Here is an 18,738-nt window from a genome sequence, read left to right on the forward strand (position 1 = left end):
CGCCGGGCGGGGTCTCGGGGGTCGGCCCCGAGCTTTCAGGTGCGCAGCGGCGGCGGGGCCGTCGAGCCCCGGACCACCAGCTCCGGTTGGAAGACGTATTCGGTTCTCTGGACGGGCGTGCCGCCGACCGCCTCCAGCAGGGCGCCGACCGCGGCCGTCGCCATGGCGCGCACCGGCTGGCGGACGGTCGTCAGCGGCGGGTCGGTGAAGGCGATCAGCGGCGAGTCGTCGAACCCGACCACCGACACGTCCTCGGGGACGCGCAGCCCGCGCGCCCGGGCCGCCCTTATCACGCCGAGCGCCATGGGGTCGCTGCCGCAGACGATGCCCGTGCAGCCGCGGTCGAGGAGCGCGACGCCGGCGGCGTGGCCGCCTTCGACCGTGAACAGGGTGCGCTGGATCAGCCCCTCGGCCTCCGCCCCCGGGACGGCCGCGGTGAAGCCCTGCTCCTTGCGGGCCGACGGCACGTACCGGGTCGGCCCGATCGCGAGGCCGATCCGCCGGTGCCCGAGGGCCTCCAGGTGCCGGACGGCCATGTCGGCCGCGGCCCGGTCGTCCGGGGAGATGAACGGGGCGTTCACCTGCTCGTTGAAGCCGTTGATCATCACGAACGGCACGCCGCGGGAGGCGAGCCGCTGGTAGCGGGCCGGGTCCGCGTGCGAGTCGGCGTGCAGGCCGGACAGGAACACGATCCCGGTGACGCCGCGCGCCTCCAGCTGCTCGACGAGCTCGTCCTCGGTGGCCCCGCCGGGGGTCTGCGTGCACAGCACCGGCGTGTACCCGTGGCCCGCCAGGGCCTGTTCGATGACCTGCGCGAACGCCGGGAAGATCGGGTTGGTCAGCTCGGGTATGAGCAGCCCGACCAGCCCGTTGCTGCGGCGCTTCAGCCGGACGGGCCGCTCGTATCCGAGCAGGTCCATCGCGGCCAGCACCTTGTGCCGGGTGCCGGCCGCGACGCCCGTCTTGCCGTTGAGGACCCGGCTGACGGTCGCCTCGCTGACCTGGGCCTGCGCGGCGATGTCCGTCAGCCGGAGGGGTGTGTCCCCGCTGGTCACTCCTCCCACCACACCGCCGTGTCGGCGGGCAGAGTGCCCGGGCTTTCGAGGACGGCGCTGGCCAGCAGCACGGTGCCCGGGGCGGGCAGTGCGACCGGCTCGGCCGTGGTGTTGACGGTGCAGGTGAAGCCGCCGCGGCGGAACGCCAGGACGCCGTCGGGCGCGGGCAGCCACTCGACCGCGTCGCCCGCGCCGAGGTCGGCGCGCTCGCGGCGGATCCGCAGCGCGGCCCGGTACAGCTCCAGCGTGGAGTCGGGGTCGCCGGTCTGCGCCTCGACGCTCAGCTCGGCCCACTCGGCCGGCTGGGGCAGCCAGCTGCCGCCGTCGCCGAAGCCGTACGGGGCCTCGGTGCCCGACCAGGGGATCGGGACGCGGCAGCCGTCGCGGAAGCCGTCCTGGCCGGCCGCCCGGAAGAACGACGGGTCCTGGCGCACCTCGTCGGGCAGGTCGGTGACGTCGGGCAGGCCGAGCTCCTCGCCCTGGTAGACGTACGCGGAGCCGGGCAGCGCCAGCATCAGCAGCGTGGCGGCCCGGGCGCGGCGCAGGCCCAGCTCGCGGTCGCCCTGCTCGCGCAGCTGCGTGCCGAGGCCGGGCGGGTTCGCGAAGCGGGTGGCGTGCCGGGTGACGTCGTGGTTGGACAGCACCCAGGTGGTGGGGGCGCCGACGGGGCGCATCGCGGCGAGCGAGCCGTCGATGACCTTCCGGAGCTCCCCGGCGTTCCAGTCGGCCGTCAGGTACTGGAAGTTGAACGCCTGGTGCATCTCGTCGGGGCGGACGTACAGGGCGGTGCGCTCGACGGTCGGGGTCCAGGCCTCGGCGACGAGGACGCGGTCGCCCTCGTACTCGTCGAGGATCCGCCGCCAGGAGCGGTAGATCTCGTGGACGCCGTCCTGGTCGAAGAACGGCATGACGTCGTTGCCGAGGAGCTTCAGCTGGTCGCCGGAGCCGATGTCGGGCAGGCCGGGGGCCTTGACGAGGCCGTGGGCGACGTCGACGCGGAAGCCGTCGGCGCCGAGGTCCAGCCAGAAGCGGAGGATGGAGCGGAACTCGTCCTGGACGGCCGGGTGCTCCCAGTTGAAGTCGGGCTGCTCGGGCGCGAAGAGGTGCAGGTACCACTCGCCGTCCGGGACACGGGTCCAGGCGGGGCCGCCGAAGATGGACTCCCAGTCGTTGGGCGGGAGCTCGCCGTCCTCACCCTTGCCGGGGCGGAAGTGGAAGCGCTCGCGGAGCCGGGAGCCGGCACCCTCGCGGACGGCCTGCCTGAACCAGTCGTGCTGGTCGGAGCAGTGGTTGGGGACGAGGTCGACGATGATCCGCAGGCCCAGTTCGTGGGCGTCGCGGATCACGGCGTCGGCGTCGTGCAGGGTGCCGAACATGGGGTCGATGGCCCGGTAGTCGGCGACGTCGTAGCCCGCGTCGGCCTGCGGGGAGGCGTAGAACGGGCTGAGCCAGACGGCGTCGACGCCCAGCTCCTTCAGGTACGGCAGTCTGCTGCGGATGCCTTCGAGGTCCCCCATGCCGTCCCCGTTGGAGTCGGCGAAGCTGCGCGGATAGACCTGGTAGATCACCGCTTCTCTCCACCAACCGGGCAGGGTGCCGGTCGGGGTGTGGAGTGTTTCGGCGAGGTGCTGGGTCATGACGTCCTTGTGGGTCGGGCCGGGGGTGTGCGGGGGCGGGAGCCGGGTGGTCAGCCCTTGGTGGCGCCCGCCGTCATCCCGGCGACGAGGTGACGCTGGGCGAAGACGAAGAAGATGGCGGCGGGGATCGCGATGAGGACCGAAGCGGCCGTCATGGGTCCCCAGTTGGCGGTGTACTGCGTGACGAAGGTCTGCAGGCCGCCGGCGAGGGTGAGGTTCTCGTCGCCGACCATGAACGCGGAGGCGTACGCGACCTCTCCCCACGCGGTGATGAAGGAGTAGAAGGCCGTCACGGCGAGGCCGGGGCGGGCCAGCGGCAGGATGAGCCTCCAGAACGTGCCGAAGGGGGTGAGCCCGTCGACGCGGCCGGATTCGTCGATCTCCGCGGGGATGGTGTCGAAGAAGCCCTTCATCATCCAGGCGCAGAAGGGCACCGCGATGGTGAGGTAGGTGATGATCAGGCCGACGGGCTGGTTGAGCAGTCCGAGCTGTCCCATGAGGTTGTAGAGCGGGACGATGAGGATGGCCATGGGGAACATCTGCGTGATGAGCAGGGTCCACATCAGGGGCTTCATGCCGGGGAACCGGAACCGGCTGACGGCGTAGCCGGTGGTCGCGGCGATGAACACGCCGAGGACGGTGGTGATGCCGGCGACGAGGAGGGAGTTGCCGAACCAGGTGAAGAAGGAGGTCTCCTCCACCAGGTAGCGGTAGTTCTCCAGGGTGGGGTCCTTGACGAAGTCCGTCGTGATCGCGTGCTGGGCGGGCTTGAGCGAGGTCAGCAGGACCCACAGCACGGGGAACACGGCGATGACGGCGGCGGCGGCGAGCGTCGCGTGGAGCCCGAAGGAGGCGAGCGGCGAGCGCTGCCCGCGCGGGCGGACCTTCCCGGGGGCCTTGCCGGGGGTCGCGGCGGTCGTCCCGGCCTCGGTCGGGGCCGTGGTCGTGGAGGCGGCCATGGTCACCACACCTCTCCCTGCTTGCGCAGCGCGCGCCGGTAGACCAGCGCGAAGATCATGAGGAGGGCGAGGATGAGCACGCCCCAGGTCGCGGAGCCGGCGAAGTCGCGCGGGCTCGACACGAAGGCCTCGCGGAAGGCCTGGGTCACCAGGATCTCGGTGGAGTCGCCCGGTCCGCCCCGCGTCAGCAGGAAGATCACCGGGAACATGTTGAAGGTCCAGATGGTGGAGAGCAGGATCACCGTCATGCTGACCGAGCGCAGGCCGGGCAGGGTGATGTGCCGGAAGCGCTGCCAGGTGGTGGCGCCGTCCATCTCGGCGGCCTCGTACAGCTCGCCCGGGATGGACTGCAGGCCGCCGAGGAGCGCGACCATCATGAAGGGGATGCCGAGCCACACGTTGACGGTGATCACCGAGAGCTTCGCCCAGGTGGGGTCGTCGAGCCACGGGATCGCGGCGATGCCGCCGCCGTCGAGGAGCTTGTTGAGGATGCCGTTGTCGCGGTTGAAGAGGAACCGCCAGGCGAAGACGGAGACGAAGCCGGGGACGGCCCAGGGCAGGATGAGCGCCATGCGGTAGAAGGCGCGGCCCTTGAAGTCGCGGTTCAGCATGTTCGCCAGGGCGAGGCCGAGCGCGAAGGTGACGGTCACGCACGCGACGGTCCACACCACCGTCCACACCAGCCGCTGCCAGAACACCGGGTCGCTCAGCACGGCCGTGTAGTTGTCGAGTCCGACGAACGTGTACGTGGCCTCGATGTGGTTGGCGCCGATCGTGCGGGCGACGTTCCGCTCGTTGGCGTCGGTCAGCGACAGGTAGACGCCGCGGACGAGCGGCCAGCCGATGATGATGCCGAGGACGAGCACGACCGGGGCGATCATCGCCCAGGCGTACCAGTGCGTGGCGAAAGCACGCTTGAGCCCGCCGCGGTTCGCGGCGCGCTGGGGCCCGTCAGTCCTGCGGCTCCGGCCGCGGGCGACGTCGCTCTCGTCGCCCGCGGCCTTCGCCACAGACTGGCTGGTGTGAGCAGCCATGGTCTTGTTTACTTCCAGCCCTTGAGGATCTTGCGGAACTCGGCGCCGGCGGCCTTGGCCGCGTCCTCGGGGCTCGACGCCCCGGTGATCGCCTTCGTGTACTCGACCTTCAGCGGCTCGAAGAGGGAGCCGTTCTCCGGGATCCAGGCGCGCTCGACGGCCTTGTCGACGGCCGGCTTGAAGAACTGGACCATCTCGCTGGACTTGACGTCGGGCTGCTCGTAGGCGGCGGTCCGGGTCGGGAGCAGGCTGAGCTCCTTGGCGGACTGGACCTGCACGTCCTGCGAGGTCATGTACTCGACGAAGGCGTGCGCGGCGGCGCGGTTCTTGGAGCCGGCGTAGACGGCGAGGTCGTGGCCGCCCTGCGGGGCGCCGGCCTTGACGGAGCCGGCCGGGACGGCGGCGACGCCGAGGTTCGACTTGTCCTTGAACTGCTCGCCGGCGTAGCTGTCGGCGACGGCCCACGGGCCGTTGATCATCATGGCGGCCTCGCCGGACTTGAAGGCCGTCTGCATGTTGTTCCAGCCGTCGGTGGCGTTGGTGATCGCCGCGCCGGAGGTGACGAGGTCGCGGGCCGTCTTGAAGGCCTTGACGCCGGCCTCGTTGTCGACGGTGACCGTCTTGTTCTTCGCGTCGACCAGGTCGCCGCCCTCGCCGTAGATCAGCGGGAGGAACCAGTAGGAGTCGTCGCCGCGCAGGTACAGGCCGGCCTTGCCGGTCTTCGCCTTGATCGCGGCCGAGGCGGCCTTCAGCTCCTCCAGGGTCTTGGGGGGCTGGACGCCGGCGTCGGCGAGCATCTTCTTGTTGTAGAAGAGGCCGAGGGTGTCGATGACCTGCGGGACCGCGTAGGTCTTGCCCTCGTACTTGCCGCTGGCGGCGGCCTGGGGCAGGAACTCGGCGTCGATCTTCTTCGCGGTCTCGGCGGGGACCTCGTCGAGGTAGCCGAGGGAGGCGAAGTCCGCGACCCAGCCGACGTCGGCGCGGATCACGTCCGGGGCCTCGGCGCCGCTGCTGAAGGCGTTCTTCACCTTGTTCTGGGCGTCGCCGTAGGGCACGTTGACGTACTTGACCGTGACCTTGGGGTGCTTCGCCGTGAACGCCTCGGCGATCTTCTGGAAGCTCGCCTTTTCGGCATCGTTCGAGGTGTCCCACCACGTGACCGTGCCGGAGAGCTCCCCGCCCGCCTTGGTCGCGCCGCCGTCGTCCTTGGTGTCACCGCCGCAAGCCGTCGCCGCGAGCGCCAGGGTCGCGACCAGCGCGGTGGCCGCTATGCCACGCCGCATATGAACTCCTTCGATGATCCCGGCCGCGCCCTCGCGGTCCCGAGTTGCAGGGAACGTAACAAGCCTGAAAGCTGACCGAAAGAGCTTGCGGCAATTTTCTGCAAGCCCGGGGGATCGTTACATCCGCGTGTCCGGACGGTTGCCGCACCTTGCTGGCCGATCGAACGTCCTTCGGGTCGTCAGGCCCGCAACCAGGGGCGGTGTCGCCGCGTTGACCCCGGTATGACCCATGAGCTGACCGCCCCCCGGCTTGCAAGCGCTTCCAGCAAGACCACCGAAAGCGTCGGCTGGTGGCGCGATGCCGTCATCTACCAGGTGTACGTCCGCTCCTTCGCGGACAGCGACGGCGACGGCGTCGGGGACCTCCGCGGGGTGCGCTCCCGGCTGCCGCACCTGGCCCGGCTGGGCGTGGACGCGGTGTGGCTGACCCCCTTCTACGTCTCCCCGCAGGCCGACGGCGGCTACGACGTCGCCGACTACCGGGCCGTCGACCCACTCTTCGGGGACCTCCCGGACGCCGACGAGCTGGTCCGGGCCGCCCACGCGCTGGGCCTGCGGGTCATCGTCGACGTGGTGCCCAACCACACCTCCGACCGCCACCCCTGGTTCCGCGAGGCGCTCGCCGAGGCCCCCGGCGGCCCGGCCCGCGCCCGCTACCACTTCCGCCCGGGCCGCGGCCCCGGCGGGATGGTGCCGCCCAACGACTGGGAGTCCGTCTTCGGCGGCCCCGCCTGGACGCGCGCCGCCGGCGGCGAGTGGTACCTGCACCTGTTCGCCCCGCAGCAGCCCGACCTGAACTGGGAGCACCCGGAGGTCGCCGAGGAGTTCGCCTCCGTCCTGCGGTTCTGGCTCGACCTCGGCGTCGACGGCTTCCGCGTGGACGTCGCCCACGGCATGGTCAAGGCCCCCGGCCTGCCCGACATCGGCCGCGGCGCCCAGGCCACCCTGATCGGGACCGAGCCGCTGCCGTTCTTCGACCAGGACGGCGTCCACGACATCCACCGCTCCTGGCGCCGCCTCCTGGACGAGTACGGCGGCGAGCGGATCGGCGTCGCCGAGGCCTGGGCGCCGACCTCGGAGCGCCTGGCCCTGTACGTCCGCCCCGACGAGATGCACCAGGCCTTCAACTTCCGGTTCCTGAACTGCCCCTGGGACCCGGCCCTGATGCGGACCGTGATCGACGAGTCGCTCGCCGCGACCGCCGCGGTCGGGGCCACCACCACCTGGGTCCTCTCCAACCACGACGTCGTCCGGCACGTCACCCGCTACGGCGGCGGCCCGCAGGGCCTGGCCCGGGCGCGGGCCGCCGCCCTGCTGATGCTGGCGCTGCCCGGGTCGGCGTACCTCTACCAGGGCGAGGAGCTCGGCCTGCCCGAGGTCGCCGACCTGCCCGCCGAGGTCCGCCGGGATCCGGCGTTCCTGCGCACCGCCGGGCAGGACGGGCTGCGCGACGGCTGCCGGATCCCGCTGCCCTGGTCAGGGCAGGAGCCCCCGTACGGCTTCGGCCCGGCCGGGAGCTGGCTGCCACAGCCCCGGGACTGGGCGGGCCTGAGCGTCGCCGCGCAGACCGGCGACCCGCACTCCACCCTGGAGCTGTACCGGGCCGCCCTGGAGCTGCGCCGCGCCCTGCCGGGCCTCGGCTCCCCGGACGCCGGCCCGCTGGAGTGGCAGCCCTCCCCGGAGGGGGTGCTCCTCTTCACCCGGCCCGGCTTCGCCTGCACCCTCAACGGGCGGGGCACGGTGGTGGAGCTGCCGTCGCCGGGACGCCCCGTCCTCTCCAGCGCCCCGGTGGAGACGGACGGCCGCTCGGTCCGGCTGCCCCAGGATTCGTGCACCTGGTGGGCTTTGTGACGTGGGACCGGTACAGTCCAATCCCGTGACCGCACGGCTTGCCGACATCGCAGCCCAGGCGGGGGTCAGCGAAGCCACAGTCAGCCGCGTGCTCAACGGCAAGCCCGGTGTGGCCGCAGGCACCCGCGAGTCCGTGCTGGCCGCGCTCGACATGCTCGGCTACGAGCGGCCCGTGAAGCTGCGGCAGCGCAGCGCGGGCCTCGTCGGGCTGATAACCCCCGAGCTGGACAACCCCATCTTCCCGGCGCTGGCCCAGGTCATCGGCCAGGCGCTGACCCGCCAGGGGTACACGCCCGTCCTCGCGACGCAGACCCCCGGCGGGTCCACCGAGGACGAGCTGACCGAGATGCTCGTCGACCGCGGCGTCTCCGGGATCATCTTCGTGTCCGGCCTGCACGCCGACACCACCGCCGACACCGGCCGGTATGACCAACTTCGTGCGCAGGGCGTACCATTCGTCCTGATCAACGGCTTCTCCGAGAAGGTCCAGGCCCCCTTCGTCTCCCCCGACGACCGGGCGGCGATGCAGCTGGCCGTCACCCACCTGACCGCGCTCGGCCACACCCGTATCGGGCTGGCCGTCGGCCCCAAGCGGTTCGTGCCCGTCCTCCGCAAGATCGAGGGCTTCCGCCTCGGGATGAAGGAGCGCCTCGGCCTCGACGAGGACGCCGTCGAGGAGCTGATCCAGCACTCCCTGTACTCCCTGGAGGGCGGGCAGGCCGCCGCGACCTCGCTCATCGCCCGCGGCTGCACCGCCGTCGTCTGCGCGAGCGACATGATGGCGCTCGGCGCGATCCGGGCCGCCCGCCAGCAGGGCCTGCGGGTCCCGCAGGACGTCTCCGTGGTGGGCTTCGACGACTCCCCCCTGATAGCGTTCACCGACCCGCCGCTGACGACCATCCGCCAGCCCGTACAGGCCATGGGACAGGCCGCCGTGCGGACGCTGCTGGAGGAGATCGGCGGCACGCCGGCGCCCCACACCGAGTTCGTGTTCCTGCCCGAGCTGGTGGTCCGCGGGTCCACCGCGTCCGGCCCCGGGCAGACCAGGGTCCCGTCTCGTCCTGAAGGCTGAGCGGCTGCGGCAAGGATGCTCCCGCGGGATGATCGAAGGCGGGAAGGCATCTGGCAAACTCTCGTCCCATGGCTGAAGCGAGCGTGAAGACACTGGAAACCCGGACGGATGTCTCGACGCCCGCCGCCGTCGACGCGGCGCCGCCGCCGCAGACCCGGGCCGACCTCCTCACCCGCCTCCGCGCGCCCCGCAGGCCTCGGATCTGGTTCGAGATCCTCCTCATCGCGGTCAGCTACTGGACGTACTCGCTCATCCGGAACGCGGTGCCCGAGCAGAAGGCCGTCGCCCTCGCGAACGCCGACTTCCTGTGGCGCCTGGAGCAGGCCCTCGGCATCGCCGTGGAGAAGACCGTCAACCACACCGTGAACTCGGTGACGTGGCTGGTCGTGGGCATGAACTACTACTACGCCACCCTCCACTTCGTGGTGACCCTCGGCGTCCTCGCCTGGATCTACCGCCGGCACCCGGGCCGGTACGCGCCGACCCGCCTCGTGCTCTTCGCGACGACCGGCGTGGCCCTCGTCGGCTACTACTTCTACCCGCTGGCCCCGCCGCGGCTGATGGAGACCGAGAACTTCATCGACACGGTCCTCGTCCACCACACCTGGGGCTCGATGGCCTCCGGCAACCTCAAGAACATGTCGAACCAGTACGCCGCGATGCCGTCCATGCACATAGGGTGGTCGCTCTGGTGCGGACTGACGATCTGGGCGGTGGCGACCGTCCCGTGGGCCCGCGTGCTGGGCCTCCTCTACCCGACGGCGACGCTCGTCGTCATCGTCGCCACCGCCAACCACTTCTGGCTCGACGCGGTGGGCGGCATGATCTGCCTCGCCTTCGGCTACACGGTCTCCCGCGCCTGGTACGGCGACATGCCGCACCGGCTGCCCCGCCACCCCCTCCACACCGGCCCGCACCCGGCCACGGCCGCCCTGGCGAACCGGTTCCGCGGACAGCGCACCTGACCCCTCCGGGCCCCTACTGCTGCCCGAGGGCCATCCACTTCTGCGGGAAGGCGAGCGGCTCGAAGCCGTGCCGGGCGTACACCTCGTGCGCGTCGGCGGTGGCGAGGAGGATCCGGCGCAGCCCGAACGGCTCCAGGTGCGCCCGCACCGCCGCGACCAGCGCCCCGCCGAGGCCCTTGCCGCGCACGCCCGGGTCGACGTACACGTCGCACAGCCACGCGAAGGTGGCCCGGTCGGTGACCACCCGGGCGTACGCCGCCTGCTCGCCCGAGGCGCTGTCGTACACCCCGAAGTTCAGCGAGCCGGCGATGGCGGCCTCCTGCTTCTCCCGGCTGCGGCCCAGCGCCCAGTAGGCGTCCTCGGACAGCCACCGGTGGATCCGGGCCACGTCGAGGCGGGAGGGGTCGGCGGAGATCTCGTACCCGTCGGGCAGCGCTTCAATGCTCATCGCGCCATCCAAACAGGCCGCGCAGGCGCGGGGCAGGGGATATCCCGGTATCCGAGACGGGCTCGGGTCCCGGGCCCGTGAGCCAGGGGAGGACTGCCGGCGGGGTCGCGTCGGGGACGGTCCCGGTGATCCGGGTCAGGGCCTCGGCGAGGGCGCGGGTGAAGTCGTCGTCCACCAGGATCCGCTTCCGCTCCCACGGCTCCCGGACCCTCTCCTCCCGATCCAGCAGCCGCACCAGCACCGGCACCGCCGCGGTGGCGGCCGGACCGATCGCACCCAGGTGCCGGACCGCGGCCGGTGTGGGGTGGGCGGGGTGGCCGTCGAAATCCGGGTCAACGTCCGCGAGGAGCATCGGCACCGCCGGCTCGGGATCGCCCGTGATCCGCCACCAGGCGTGCGCGGCCGCGACCCGGGTCCAGCCGCCCGGCGAATCCGTCAGCGCCCGCACCGCGTCGGCGTGCCCGGCGGCGGCCGGGCCGAGGTCCGCAAGGTACGGCAGGCTGCGGCTGCCGCGCCCCGCCGCGAGATCGGCGGCGCAGGCACGTCGGAGAAGGGCGTCGTCGCCGGTGGTGCGCCAGTGCGCCCAGGCGGCCATGCGGACCCCGTGCCAGGCGCAGGCGGCCTCCGGGCCGTACGGGCCCTCCGGGCGCACGGCGCCCGCCGCGAACCCCGCCAGCCGCCCCGCGGCCGCGGCGGCCGAGGGCCCGATCCGACCGAGGACACGGGCGGCGTCGTAGGCGCACCTGGCCTCCAGGTGCGGGATGACCTCGGGGACGGCCGGGGCGGCGGCTGCGCCCAGGTCGGCGAGGACGCGGAGCAGGTCGGGGGTCGACAAACGGGTGTGCCGCAGCTCGGCCCGCACCAGCGGGAGCAGGTCGGCGGCGGGCAGCGCGGCGAGCGGACGCGCGTCGATGAGGAACCAGTCCGCGCCGGACAGGTTCCGCAGGGCGGGCATCGCCCGCGCATCGCCCGTCCCGGCCAGGGCGAGGGCGAGCATCTGGACGTCCCACTGGGATGCGTTGCCCGCCCCGAGGTGACCGCGTCCGAGGCGGCGGGCGAGGCGGTCGGCGTGCGGGGCGAGGGCGAACCGGGCCTGCATGAGCGCGTCCCTGGCCCTCCACCGGTCCTCGGGTGGGCCGCAGGCCACCTCGACGACCGCCGCCCAGGCGGCCGGATCCGGCCGCCGCTCGCGGAGGACGGCCTGCACGGCCGCCTCCGCGCCACGGGGCTCGCGAAGCCGTCTAAACAACGGCGGATGCCAGGAACCCCGCCCAGGCGGCCGGAGCCACGGCGAGCCGACCGCCGTCGGGGACCTTGGAGTCCCGGACGAGGACGGTGCCGGTGAGGTGGGCTACCTCGACGCACTCATTGCTGTTGCTGGCGCTGTAGCTGCTCTTGGTCCAGGCGACTTCGACGCATGCGGGCCCGTCGTTCGTGCTGTAGCTGCTCTTGACCCACGTCAAGGTGGAGAGGCTCTCGGCCGACGGCTTGATGCTCATGTCTCCCCTAGTAGCTTCTCGATGAACGTGAGCGATTCGCGAGGTGTCAGTGCCTGTGCTCGGATCATGCCATAGCGCATGTCCAGGATCTGAACCTCTTTCGGCTGGGTGATCAAGCGGCTCACCAGCTGGACTTCGTTGTGGCCGACTGTCGTTCCGTCCCTGAGACGCATGAGTTGGAGCGACCCGGCAAGTCCCGCGTGCTCCTCAACAGCCGTCGGCATCACCTGGATTTCCACGTTGCGCAGGCTGCCGACGGTCAACAGGTGTTCGAGCTGGCGACGCAACACCATCCTGCCCCCGATCGGACGTCGCAGCACAGTCTCTTCCTGCACAACCGTGAGGAGCGGCGCCGGTTGTGCCTGGATGACGTTCTGCCGGGCCAGGCGAGCCATCACCAGGCGATCAACCTGGTCCTCCGAGTACGCCGGTCGCCTCATGCCGTAGAGGGCACGCGCATACTCCTCGGTCTGGAGCAGCCCCATCACCACACCGCAGTCGTAGGCCCCGATCTCAACCGCCTTCGCCTCCAATTCGGCCAGATCGCGCACCTTCTTGGGATAGCGGGCCTTTTCCACGTCGGCCTTCATCGCCGCGATTTTCCCGCCCGCCCCAAGGACCTCGTCCGCCTTGTCCAGGAACTCCGGGCGGGGAATGCGGGTGCCGCGTTCGATCTTGTAGATGAGGTTCGGGCCGTATCCCATCCGCTGGCCGAACTTGGCACGGTCGAGGCCGGCGGACTCGCGCCACATTTTCAACTGGCGCCCCAGCGCGGCGATCACCGCCCCCGATTCGTCCTCCGGGTCGAGTTCCCAGCTCGACTCGTCGGCGCCGTCTGTGTTCACTTCCCACCTCCGCGGGGACCGTCAGGACAGCACACAACTGCCTTGGACAGCAGCCGTACACAGCCGCCTCGGCACTGTTCAGGTTACGCAGGGGCGGCCACGCTGAGTCACGTGAATCAGGAAATCTCCCTCGTCGCGACCCTCCCCGCGACCCCGCGCGGCGCTCGTGCCGCACGCGCCCTCACCGTCTCCCAACTACTGGAACATCGACTTCCGTTCGCGGACGCGGCGCAGGTCGTCGCCGAGCTGGCCGCGAACGCGGTGACGCACGGGAGGGTGCCGGGGCGCGGGTTCCGGCTGCGACTGCGGACGGGGCCCGGGCCTACGCTGCGTATCGAGGTGTCGGACACCCGCGCCGAGGCGGCCCCGCCGTGCGAGCCGTCCGTTCCGGCCGCGGCGGCGGAATCCGGGCGGGGGCTGCTGCTGGTGTCCGAGCTCGCCTCGCGGTGGGGCGTTGAGCGGGGGCCGCTTCCACTGAAAACGGTCTGGGCGGAAATGAATTTCGGCGGGCCGCTTTCACCGGATCGAGGTTCTCACGTCCCGATGGGCCGGGTTTCGGTGGCGCACGACGCTAAGTGAACTAACCGAAGGTAAAACAACCTCCCCCTCCCCCTCTCACCCGTTCGGGTGAATCGCCCAAACCCCCGGCGGGCGCACCAGTTCCCGGTGCACGCTTTCCTCACAACCCCCAGAAACGCGTTCGACCCTCGACCGGGACTTCCATCCCGAACCGAGGGCTCGACCACGGCGGAAGAGAGCACCTTCCCCATGACTGACGGGCCCGGCAAGTGACCGTGCATCTCGCCGCGGGCGCTCCGAGACACCCGCGGGAGGGGACGGTTCTCGGCGGCGCGGGGGAGCCGCGGCGCCCCTCGCTACGTCCCTCGTCCACCGGGTGGCTTCGACGAGGGCGGGGAGCTGGTCGGGGCGGACGTCGGCGCCCAGCCGAAGCGCCGTCCAGTCCTGGGCCTTGAGCAGGTTGGCCAGGTGGGGGTGAAGCACGCAGACCCAAGGTCTTCTCGTGTCGGGAGACACGCAGGCCATGACACATCACAAATTCGTCACTGTGGCGAGAATTATGCCCCCGTTGCCCGTTTCCGAGGAAGAACGCCCTGGTCAGGCAACTACGTTGCTCCTCTCGTACCTAGATCATCGGGTACTCGCAGAAGGACCGAGGACGTATGGCTACTCGCTTCTCCGCGGCAAGACGCCGCGGAAGAGGGCCCTGGGGGACAACCCACTGGATAGCGGGCGGAGCGGCACTCATCGTGACCGCCACCCTCATCCAGAGCTCGCACCCGGCAGACGCCGCCGCGGCCCCGGCCGCCGCGGCCAAGCCCAGCGCCGTGACCGAAGAACTCAACCTCGCGCGCGCCCGGGTGGCCGCGCGGACGGCGGGCCACCGCGTGGAGGCGGTCTCCGAACGGTCCGAGACCTCCACCACGTGGGTGAACCCGAACGGCACGCTCACCACCGAAGTGGCTGCCGGGCCGATCCGCTTCTACGACCAGCAGGCACGCGGCTGGCGCGCCGTCGACGTGACCCTGGGCCACGGCCCGGACGGGTTCGTGGCGTCCAAGGCTCACCCGCAGGGCCTGAAGCTGGCCGCCGGCACCCTTCCGCGGATGGTCAAGGCCGCGCCGCAGGCAGCTCCGTCGGTCAACTACATCACCACCGACCTCGTCACCCTCGGCGAGGGTGACCAGCAGATCACCCTCAAGTGGAAGGGCGCCCTACCGTCCCCGAAGCTGGACGGTGCACGAGCCGAGTACGCAAACGCCGTCCCCGGCGGTGACGTCGTCATCGAGGCCACACGTGGCGGCTTCGAGCAATTTGTGGAACTGAAGCAGCGCCCGGCCGGTGAGAACTACTCGTACACCTTGCCCCTGGTGGCCAAGGGCCTGAAGGTGCAGCAGCAGGCCGACGGCAGCGTGCAGTTCACCGACCGCAGGAGCAAGAAGACTGCGGTCATGCCGGCGCCGGTGATGTGGGACGCCACCGTCGATCCGGTCTCGGGCGAGCACACCCGCAGAGTGCCCGTGGCGATGAAGGTCGTCCAAGGCAAAGGCACGGTCGACCTGGTCGTCACCCCGGACGCGAAATTCCTGGCGGACCCGGCCACCAAGTACCCGGTGACCGTGGACCCCTCCACCTCCGCGCTGGGCAACGTCTTCGACACCTACGTCCAGCAGGGCGAGACCGTCGACTGGTCAGGCGACACCGAGCTCGACCTCGGCAACCCCGGCACCAAGAACGCGAACGGCACCTTCCGCACCGCACGCTCGTTCATCACGTGGAACACGGCGCCGATCGCGGACGCGCTGGTCTCCGACGCCAAGCTGTCCCTCTGGAACTTCCACTCGGGTAACATCGACTGCATCGCGCAGCCGTGGGAGGTCTGGGACTCCGGCACCCCCAGCACCGCGTCGCGCTGGACGAACCAGCCCGCCATGCGCACCAAGTACGCCACCTCCACCGAAACCCGTGGCAACCCCGGCTGCGGCTCGGCACCGGACGGCTGGATCAACGCCGACGTGACCACCCTCGTCCAGACGTGGGCGTCCGCGAAGGCGCCGCTGTCCAGCATGGGCCTGCGCGCCGCGTCGGAGTCGGTTGTCGGGCAGTGGAAGCGCGTCAATTCGGCGAACGCCGCCTCCAACCCGCCGAAGCTGACGGTGACGTACAACTACCGTCCGCAGACCGGCACCAAGCAGGAGGCTGGTCCTCCGTTCGTCCAGGACAAGACTCCCGCCTGGCGCGTCGAGACGACGACGCCGACCCTGCGCGACACGTTCGCGGACAAGGACGGCGACACGGTCAACGGCACCTTCCAGATCTTCGACGCCGCCACCAACACCCAGGTCGGCAACACCCTGGTGTCGCCGTTCGTCCCGGCCGGCACCCCCGCGTCGGTCGTCGTACCGGCGGGCGTGCTCCAGCACGGGCGCACGTACCGGTTCCGTACCTCGCCCTACGACGGCACGCACTACAGCAACAGCTGGTCACCCTGGTCCAACTGGACCACCTTCACCGTCAGTCCGCTGCCCGATGCTCCGCAGGACATTCAGGCGGGCGCGCAGCAGACGCTGACGCCCATCCTGTCCGCGGTCGTCACTACTTCGGCGCAGACCCGTGTGAGCGCCGAGTTCTCGCTGAAGGACGCGGCCGGGAATCTCGTCCCCAATCTCCCGCTGCCTTCCGTATGGGTTGAAAGCGGCACTCGGGCCTCCCTGCAAATCCCCGAGGGCAGGCTCGCGGACGGTGCGAGCTACCGCTGGTCGGTACGGGCCTGTGACAGCGTCGGCTGCTCACCCTGGTCAGCCGAGCAGAGCCTGACCATCCGCCTCCAGCCGTTGCCTTCGTTGCCGGCCACACAGTCCCTGGCTCTCACCGGCACCGCACTCGCGGGCACGTCCGCCCCGACCGACTGTGACACACCCGGCTGCGCCCCGCCGCCGACCGGGCAGCTCCGGATCGGTACTGCGGACGGACATCTGTGGGCGACGCACCTGAAGGCGGACCTCTCCGCGCTCCCGCCGGGAGCCCGGGTCACTTCCGCCAAGCTGTCACTGTCCAGGGCCGACTGCACCACCCAGTGCGTGGCGCAGAAGCCGAGCGCGTACGAGCTCTCCACTGCCTGGACCGCGGCACAAAGCGGCAAGGATCTCCTGACGGCCGCGGGCAACGACAGCTACGTCTCCGACCTCGCGCTGGCCGAGGTCGACTTCGGCATGCTGGTGCAGTCCTGGCTCGACCGCGGCGGGAACGAGGGACTGGCCCTCACCGTCCCCGGCACGGCGGCCGGAGCGGCGTACCACTCGGCCGCGGCGGCGGACCCCACCCTGCGTCCAAAGCTGACAGTCGAGTACCTGCCGCCGACCGCTCCCGGCGTTGTCAGCGACATCGTCACCACCCCGGGTGACACCGGCCTGCTCGCCACCTGGAACGCCCCGCTCGACGGTGGGGCGACCGGTGACGTCACCTATGTGGCGACGGCTGAGAAGAGCGACGGTACGGTGGTGGGCACCTGGGAGGGCACGGAGCTGCGCACGGTTTTCGGCGGGCTGGACAACGTGACCTCCTACCGGGTTTCGGTGACAGCGAAGAATGCCGTCGGTAGCGGCCCGGTGTCCCGATCCGCACTGGCGCAGGGTGCCTCCGTAGCCGGGGGCAGCACGCCGTACAAGGACTATGTCCAGGCCTACTTGAGCGCCCGGAACAAGGTCATGACGGGGGTTAGCGCCACCACGGCCGAGGCTGCGGCCGAGTCTCCGCACGGAACAGTCTTCGGTCCGGTCCTCGACGTGCAGGAGGCCTCGCTCATTGGGGAGCTCGTGGCGCTGGAAACGCAAAGCCAGGCATACGTGGGTGCCTCTTCGGCTCTGACGGACATCATGATTGCCGATGGTGGGGCCGCCCGCGTGCTGGTTCGCGCCACTGTCATCCAGACGATGACCCTGCGGGTCAACGGCGTCGACGAGGTGTCGGAGGAGCGGCGGGCCAAGCGGTTCGTGTTCAACGTCTCGGGCGGGGCGGTGAAGCTCGAGAGCGAATCCGACGACAGCGAGGCGGGGCAGAAGCTGTCTCCCACGGCTGCTGCGGGAGCCCAGGTGGCCGCTACCCCGGCCGACACCACGGGCGTGCCGACCGATGGCGCAGAGACCATCCTCCTGGGTGGGGACGGGTTCCCCGTGTCGGACCCCGTTGCGGCAGGTGCCCTCTCGGCTTCCTACGTCAACGGGTCGGGCACCGCGAGCTGGGCCTGGAACAACGCCGGCCGGATCCCGAGGGAGTATGGTCGCAACGACTGCACGAACTTTGTGTCCAAGGCCCTCTACAACGGTGGCGGCATGAAGATGCGCCATTGGGCGTACTGGCAGGACCGTGCCTGGTGGCGGAACACCTCCTGGATGGCGTGGAAGAAGAACAGCCACACCTGGTCAGGGGCCCAGAATCTGTTCACGCACATGTTGAACTACCGCCAGCCCGGTTACGTCAACCGTGCGTACAATCTTCGGGCCGGGGACATCCTGTTCTTCAGCTGGAAGAAAGATAACGGTGTGTTCAATCACGCGGCGGTCGTGACCGGTAACAATCACGGCGTCGTCCGTGTTGCCCAGCACGGCTACAGCGCCCATGACACCCTCCAGGGGATCATGGCCCGCCACAGGACCGGTCCCAATCCGATCGTCCAGGTCGGCGCACTTCGGCCGAGGTCTCGATGAGGCCAGGACCGGCCTTGCGGGCTGTGGCAGCTTCCGTGCTGGCCGTCGGCATGCTGACCGCCTGCTCCTCGGCCTACGATGCCGAAGACGTGGCGTACGCCGGTGACTACGGCAGCCACCCGCCGCTCGGCGTGGTCGGATACCCGTCCACGGGATCCCTGGGCATCACCCAGCAGGTGGTGTGGCGCATCGCCGACGGCAAGGTGGGCGAGCTGGCGTCCCTGGCCGACAAGGACGGCAACGGCGCTTCTGAGAAGACTGCCGAGAACTGGATCACGGCATTCGGCAAGGGCGCCCGCGGCAAGGTGACCGCGGAGTTCTACGACGAGGGCTCGCTCCGGCAGGAAGTCGTGCTCTATCTGCACGAGACCGACCAGATCAAACAAATCCAGGTCCGGGCCACCAGCGCAAAAGGCAAGGACATCTGGCGTGTGATCATGGACGAGCCCTCCCCTGAGGAGGCCACCGCCCTGCACCCGTGGGTGCCGAAGAAACCCGGCGAACTCGGTTCGAAAACCGTACGGTGAGCTGATCCGAGCAAGTCTTGAACAAGGGCGTCGCCTGCGCGGGAAACCGCGTGGGCGGCGCCCCTTCGCGGTACCGCTGCTGCACCTTGTCTTCGCCGTTCCTCGCGGCCACGCGCCTCGACCCCGAGGCAACCCTCGCAAGGCGTGGCTGGTGTTCGTCCAAGTCCTCTGCGTGGACTGGCTCGACCGGGAGATCTGCCACCGCGCCGAACTGCGGGACGCCTGCATCGGCGCCGTCGTCGGCGCGCTCCGCCCCCTCCTCCCCTCCGGACTGCCCGGCGCGGCCGACTCCTAGTACTCCAGTGTGACTTCGCGATCTTGTCGCGGACCCGGCTGCG

Annotated in this window: 16 protein-coding genes and 1 pseudogene; 8 read left to right on the plus strand and 9 right to left on the minus strand. The window is 70.7% G+C overall.

Features of this window, described 5'->3' with window-relative positions:
- Positions 1-35: 35 nt before the first annotated feature.
- From C0216_RS24145 to C0216_RS24165, 5 genes are read right to left on the minus strand one after another with little or no spacing between them, the layout of a single operon-like run.
- Positions 36-1,064, minus strand: a complete 1,029-nt coding sequence (locus C0216_RS24145) for a LacI family DNA-binding transcriptional regulator (RefSeq protein WP_428985455.1) — start codon at positions 1,062-1,064, stop codon at positions 36-38.
- Entirely contained in the window at positions 1,052-2,692 is a 1,641-nt protein-coding gene (locus tag C0216_RS24150) for a glycoside hydrolase family 13 protein (RefSeq protein WP_114057312.1), read from the minus strand. Before C0216_RS24150 ends, C0216_RS24145 begins: the two co-directional genes overlap by 13 nt.
- Before the next feature lie 50 nt (positions 2,693-2,742).
- Positions 2,743-3,651 (minus strand): sugar ABC transporter permease, encoded by a 909-nt coding sequence (locus C0216_RS24155; RefSeq protein ID WP_114057313.1) that lies wholly within the window; start codon positions 3,649-3,651, stop codon positions 2,743-2,745.
- Between the two features lie 2 nt (positions 3,652-3,653).
- On the minus strand, positions 3,654-4,685 hold the full coding sequence (locus C0216_RS24160; RefSeq protein WP_114057314.1) for a carbohydrate ABC transporter permease: 1,032 nt from the start codon (positions 4,683-4,685) through the stop codon (positions 3,654-3,656).
- Between the two features lie 8 nt (positions 4,686-4,693).
- A complete protein-coding gene (locus C0216_RS24165) occupies positions 4,694-5,968 on the minus strand; it encodes an extracellular solute-binding protein (protein ID WP_114057315.1) in 1,275 nt (424 codons plus the stop codon).
- Between the two features lie 222 nt (positions 5,969-6,190).
- On the opposite strand from C0216_RS24165, the gene C0216_RS24170 reads away from it, so the two are divergent.
- From C0216_RS24170 to C0216_RS24180, 3 genes are all read left to right on the plus strand, one after another.
- A complete protein-coding gene (locus tag C0216_RS24170) occupies positions 6,191-7,819 on the plus strand; it encodes a glycoside hydrolase family 13 protein (protein ID WP_114057316.1) in 1,629 nt (542 codons plus the stop codon).
- Positions 7,820-7,844: 25 nt separating this feature from the next.
- Positions 7,845-8,891: a LacI family DNA-binding transcriptional regulator gene (locus tag C0216_RS24175; RefSeq protein WP_114058882.1), complete on the plus strand. Its 1,047-nt coding sequence runs from the start codon at positions 7,845-7,847 to the stop codon at positions 8,889-8,891.
- 68 nt (positions 8,892-8,959) lie between these two features.
- Positions 8,960-9,856: a phosphatase PAP2 family protein gene (locus C0216_RS24180; protein ID WP_114057317.1), complete on the plus strand. Its 897-nt coding sequence runs from the start codon at positions 8,960-8,962 to the stop codon at positions 9,854-9,856.
- 13 nt (positions 9,857-9,869) lie between these two features.
- Here C0216_RS24180 and C0216_RS24185 read toward each other — a convergent pair whose 3' ends face one another.
- Genes C0216_RS24185 through C0216_RS24200 form a run of 4 tightly spaced genes read right to left on the minus strand, consistent with a single transcriptional unit; the run spans position 9,870 to position 12,648 of the window.
- A complete protein-coding gene (locus tag C0216_RS24185) occupies positions 9,870-10,304 on the minus strand; it encodes a GNAT family N-acetyltransferase (protein ID WP_114057318.1) in 435 nt (144 codons plus the stop codon).
- Complete coding sequence (locus C0216_RS24190; RefSeq protein WP_114057319.1) at positions 10,294-11,511, minus strand: hypothetical protein; 1,218 nt, start codon at positions 11,509-11,511, stop codon at positions 10,294-10,296. Before C0216_RS24190 ends, C0216_RS24185 begins: the two co-directional genes overlap by 11 nt.
- 34 nt (positions 11,512-11,545) lie before the next feature.
- Positions 11,546-11,803 carry a DUF397 domain-containing protein gene (locus tag C0216_RS24195; protein ID WP_114057320.1) on the minus strand — a complete coding sequence of 86 codons (258 nt, stop codon included), beginning with the start codon at positions 11,801-11,803 and terminating at the stop codon, positions 11,546-11,548.
- Positions 11,800-12,648, minus strand: coding sequence for a helix-turn-helix domain-containing protein (locus C0216_RS24200; RefSeq protein ID WP_114057321.1), 849 nt, complete (start codon positions 12,646-12,648; stop codon positions 11,800-11,802). The genes C0216_RS24195 and C0216_RS24200 overlap by 4 nt, the downstream gene beginning before the upstream one ends.
- 111 nt (positions 12,649-12,759) lie before the next feature.
- Here C0216_RS24200 and C0216_RS24205 point away from each other — a divergent pair, with 111 nt between their 5' ends.
- The 5 genes and pseudogenes from C0216_RS24205 (at position 12,760) to C0216_RS33590 (ending at position 18,695) form a co-directional block, all read left to right on the plus strand.
- Positions 12,760-13,227, plus strand: a complete 468-nt coding sequence (locus C0216_RS24205) for an ATP-binding protein (protein ID WP_342777131.1) — start codon at positions 12,760-12,762, stop codon at positions 13,225-13,227.
- A gap of 602 nt (positions 13,228-13,829) precedes the next feature.
- Positions 13,830-15,689 (plus strand): annotated as a pseudogene (locus C0216_RS34680) (DNRLRE domain-containing protein); the annotation flags it as partial.
- 93 nt (positions 15,690-15,782) lie between these two features.
- On the plus strand, positions 15,783-17,873 hold the full coding sequence (locus tag C0216_RS34685) for an amidase domain-containing protein (protein WP_246042872.1): 2,091 nt from the start codon (positions 15,783-15,785) through the stop codon (positions 17,871-17,873).
- A gap of 23 nt (positions 17,874-17,896) precedes the next feature.
- A complete protein-coding gene (locus C0216_RS24215) occupies positions 17,897-18,400 on the plus strand; it encodes a hypothetical protein (RefSeq protein ID WP_162793283.1) in 504 nt (167 codons plus the stop codon).
- A gap of 151 nt (positions 18,401-18,551) precedes the next feature.
- On the plus strand, positions 18,552-18,695 hold the full coding sequence (locus C0216_RS33590; protein WP_162793284.1) for a hypothetical protein: 144 nt from the start codon (positions 18,552-18,554) through the stop codon (positions 18,693-18,695).
- The last annotated feature ends 43 nt before the right edge of the window (positions 18,696-18,738 follow it).

The organism is Streptomyces globosus, from assembly GCF_003325375.1.
Taxonomy (GTDB): domain Bacteria; phylum Actinomycetota; class Actinomycetes; order Streptomycetales; family Streptomycetaceae; genus Streptomyces; species Streptomyces globosus_A.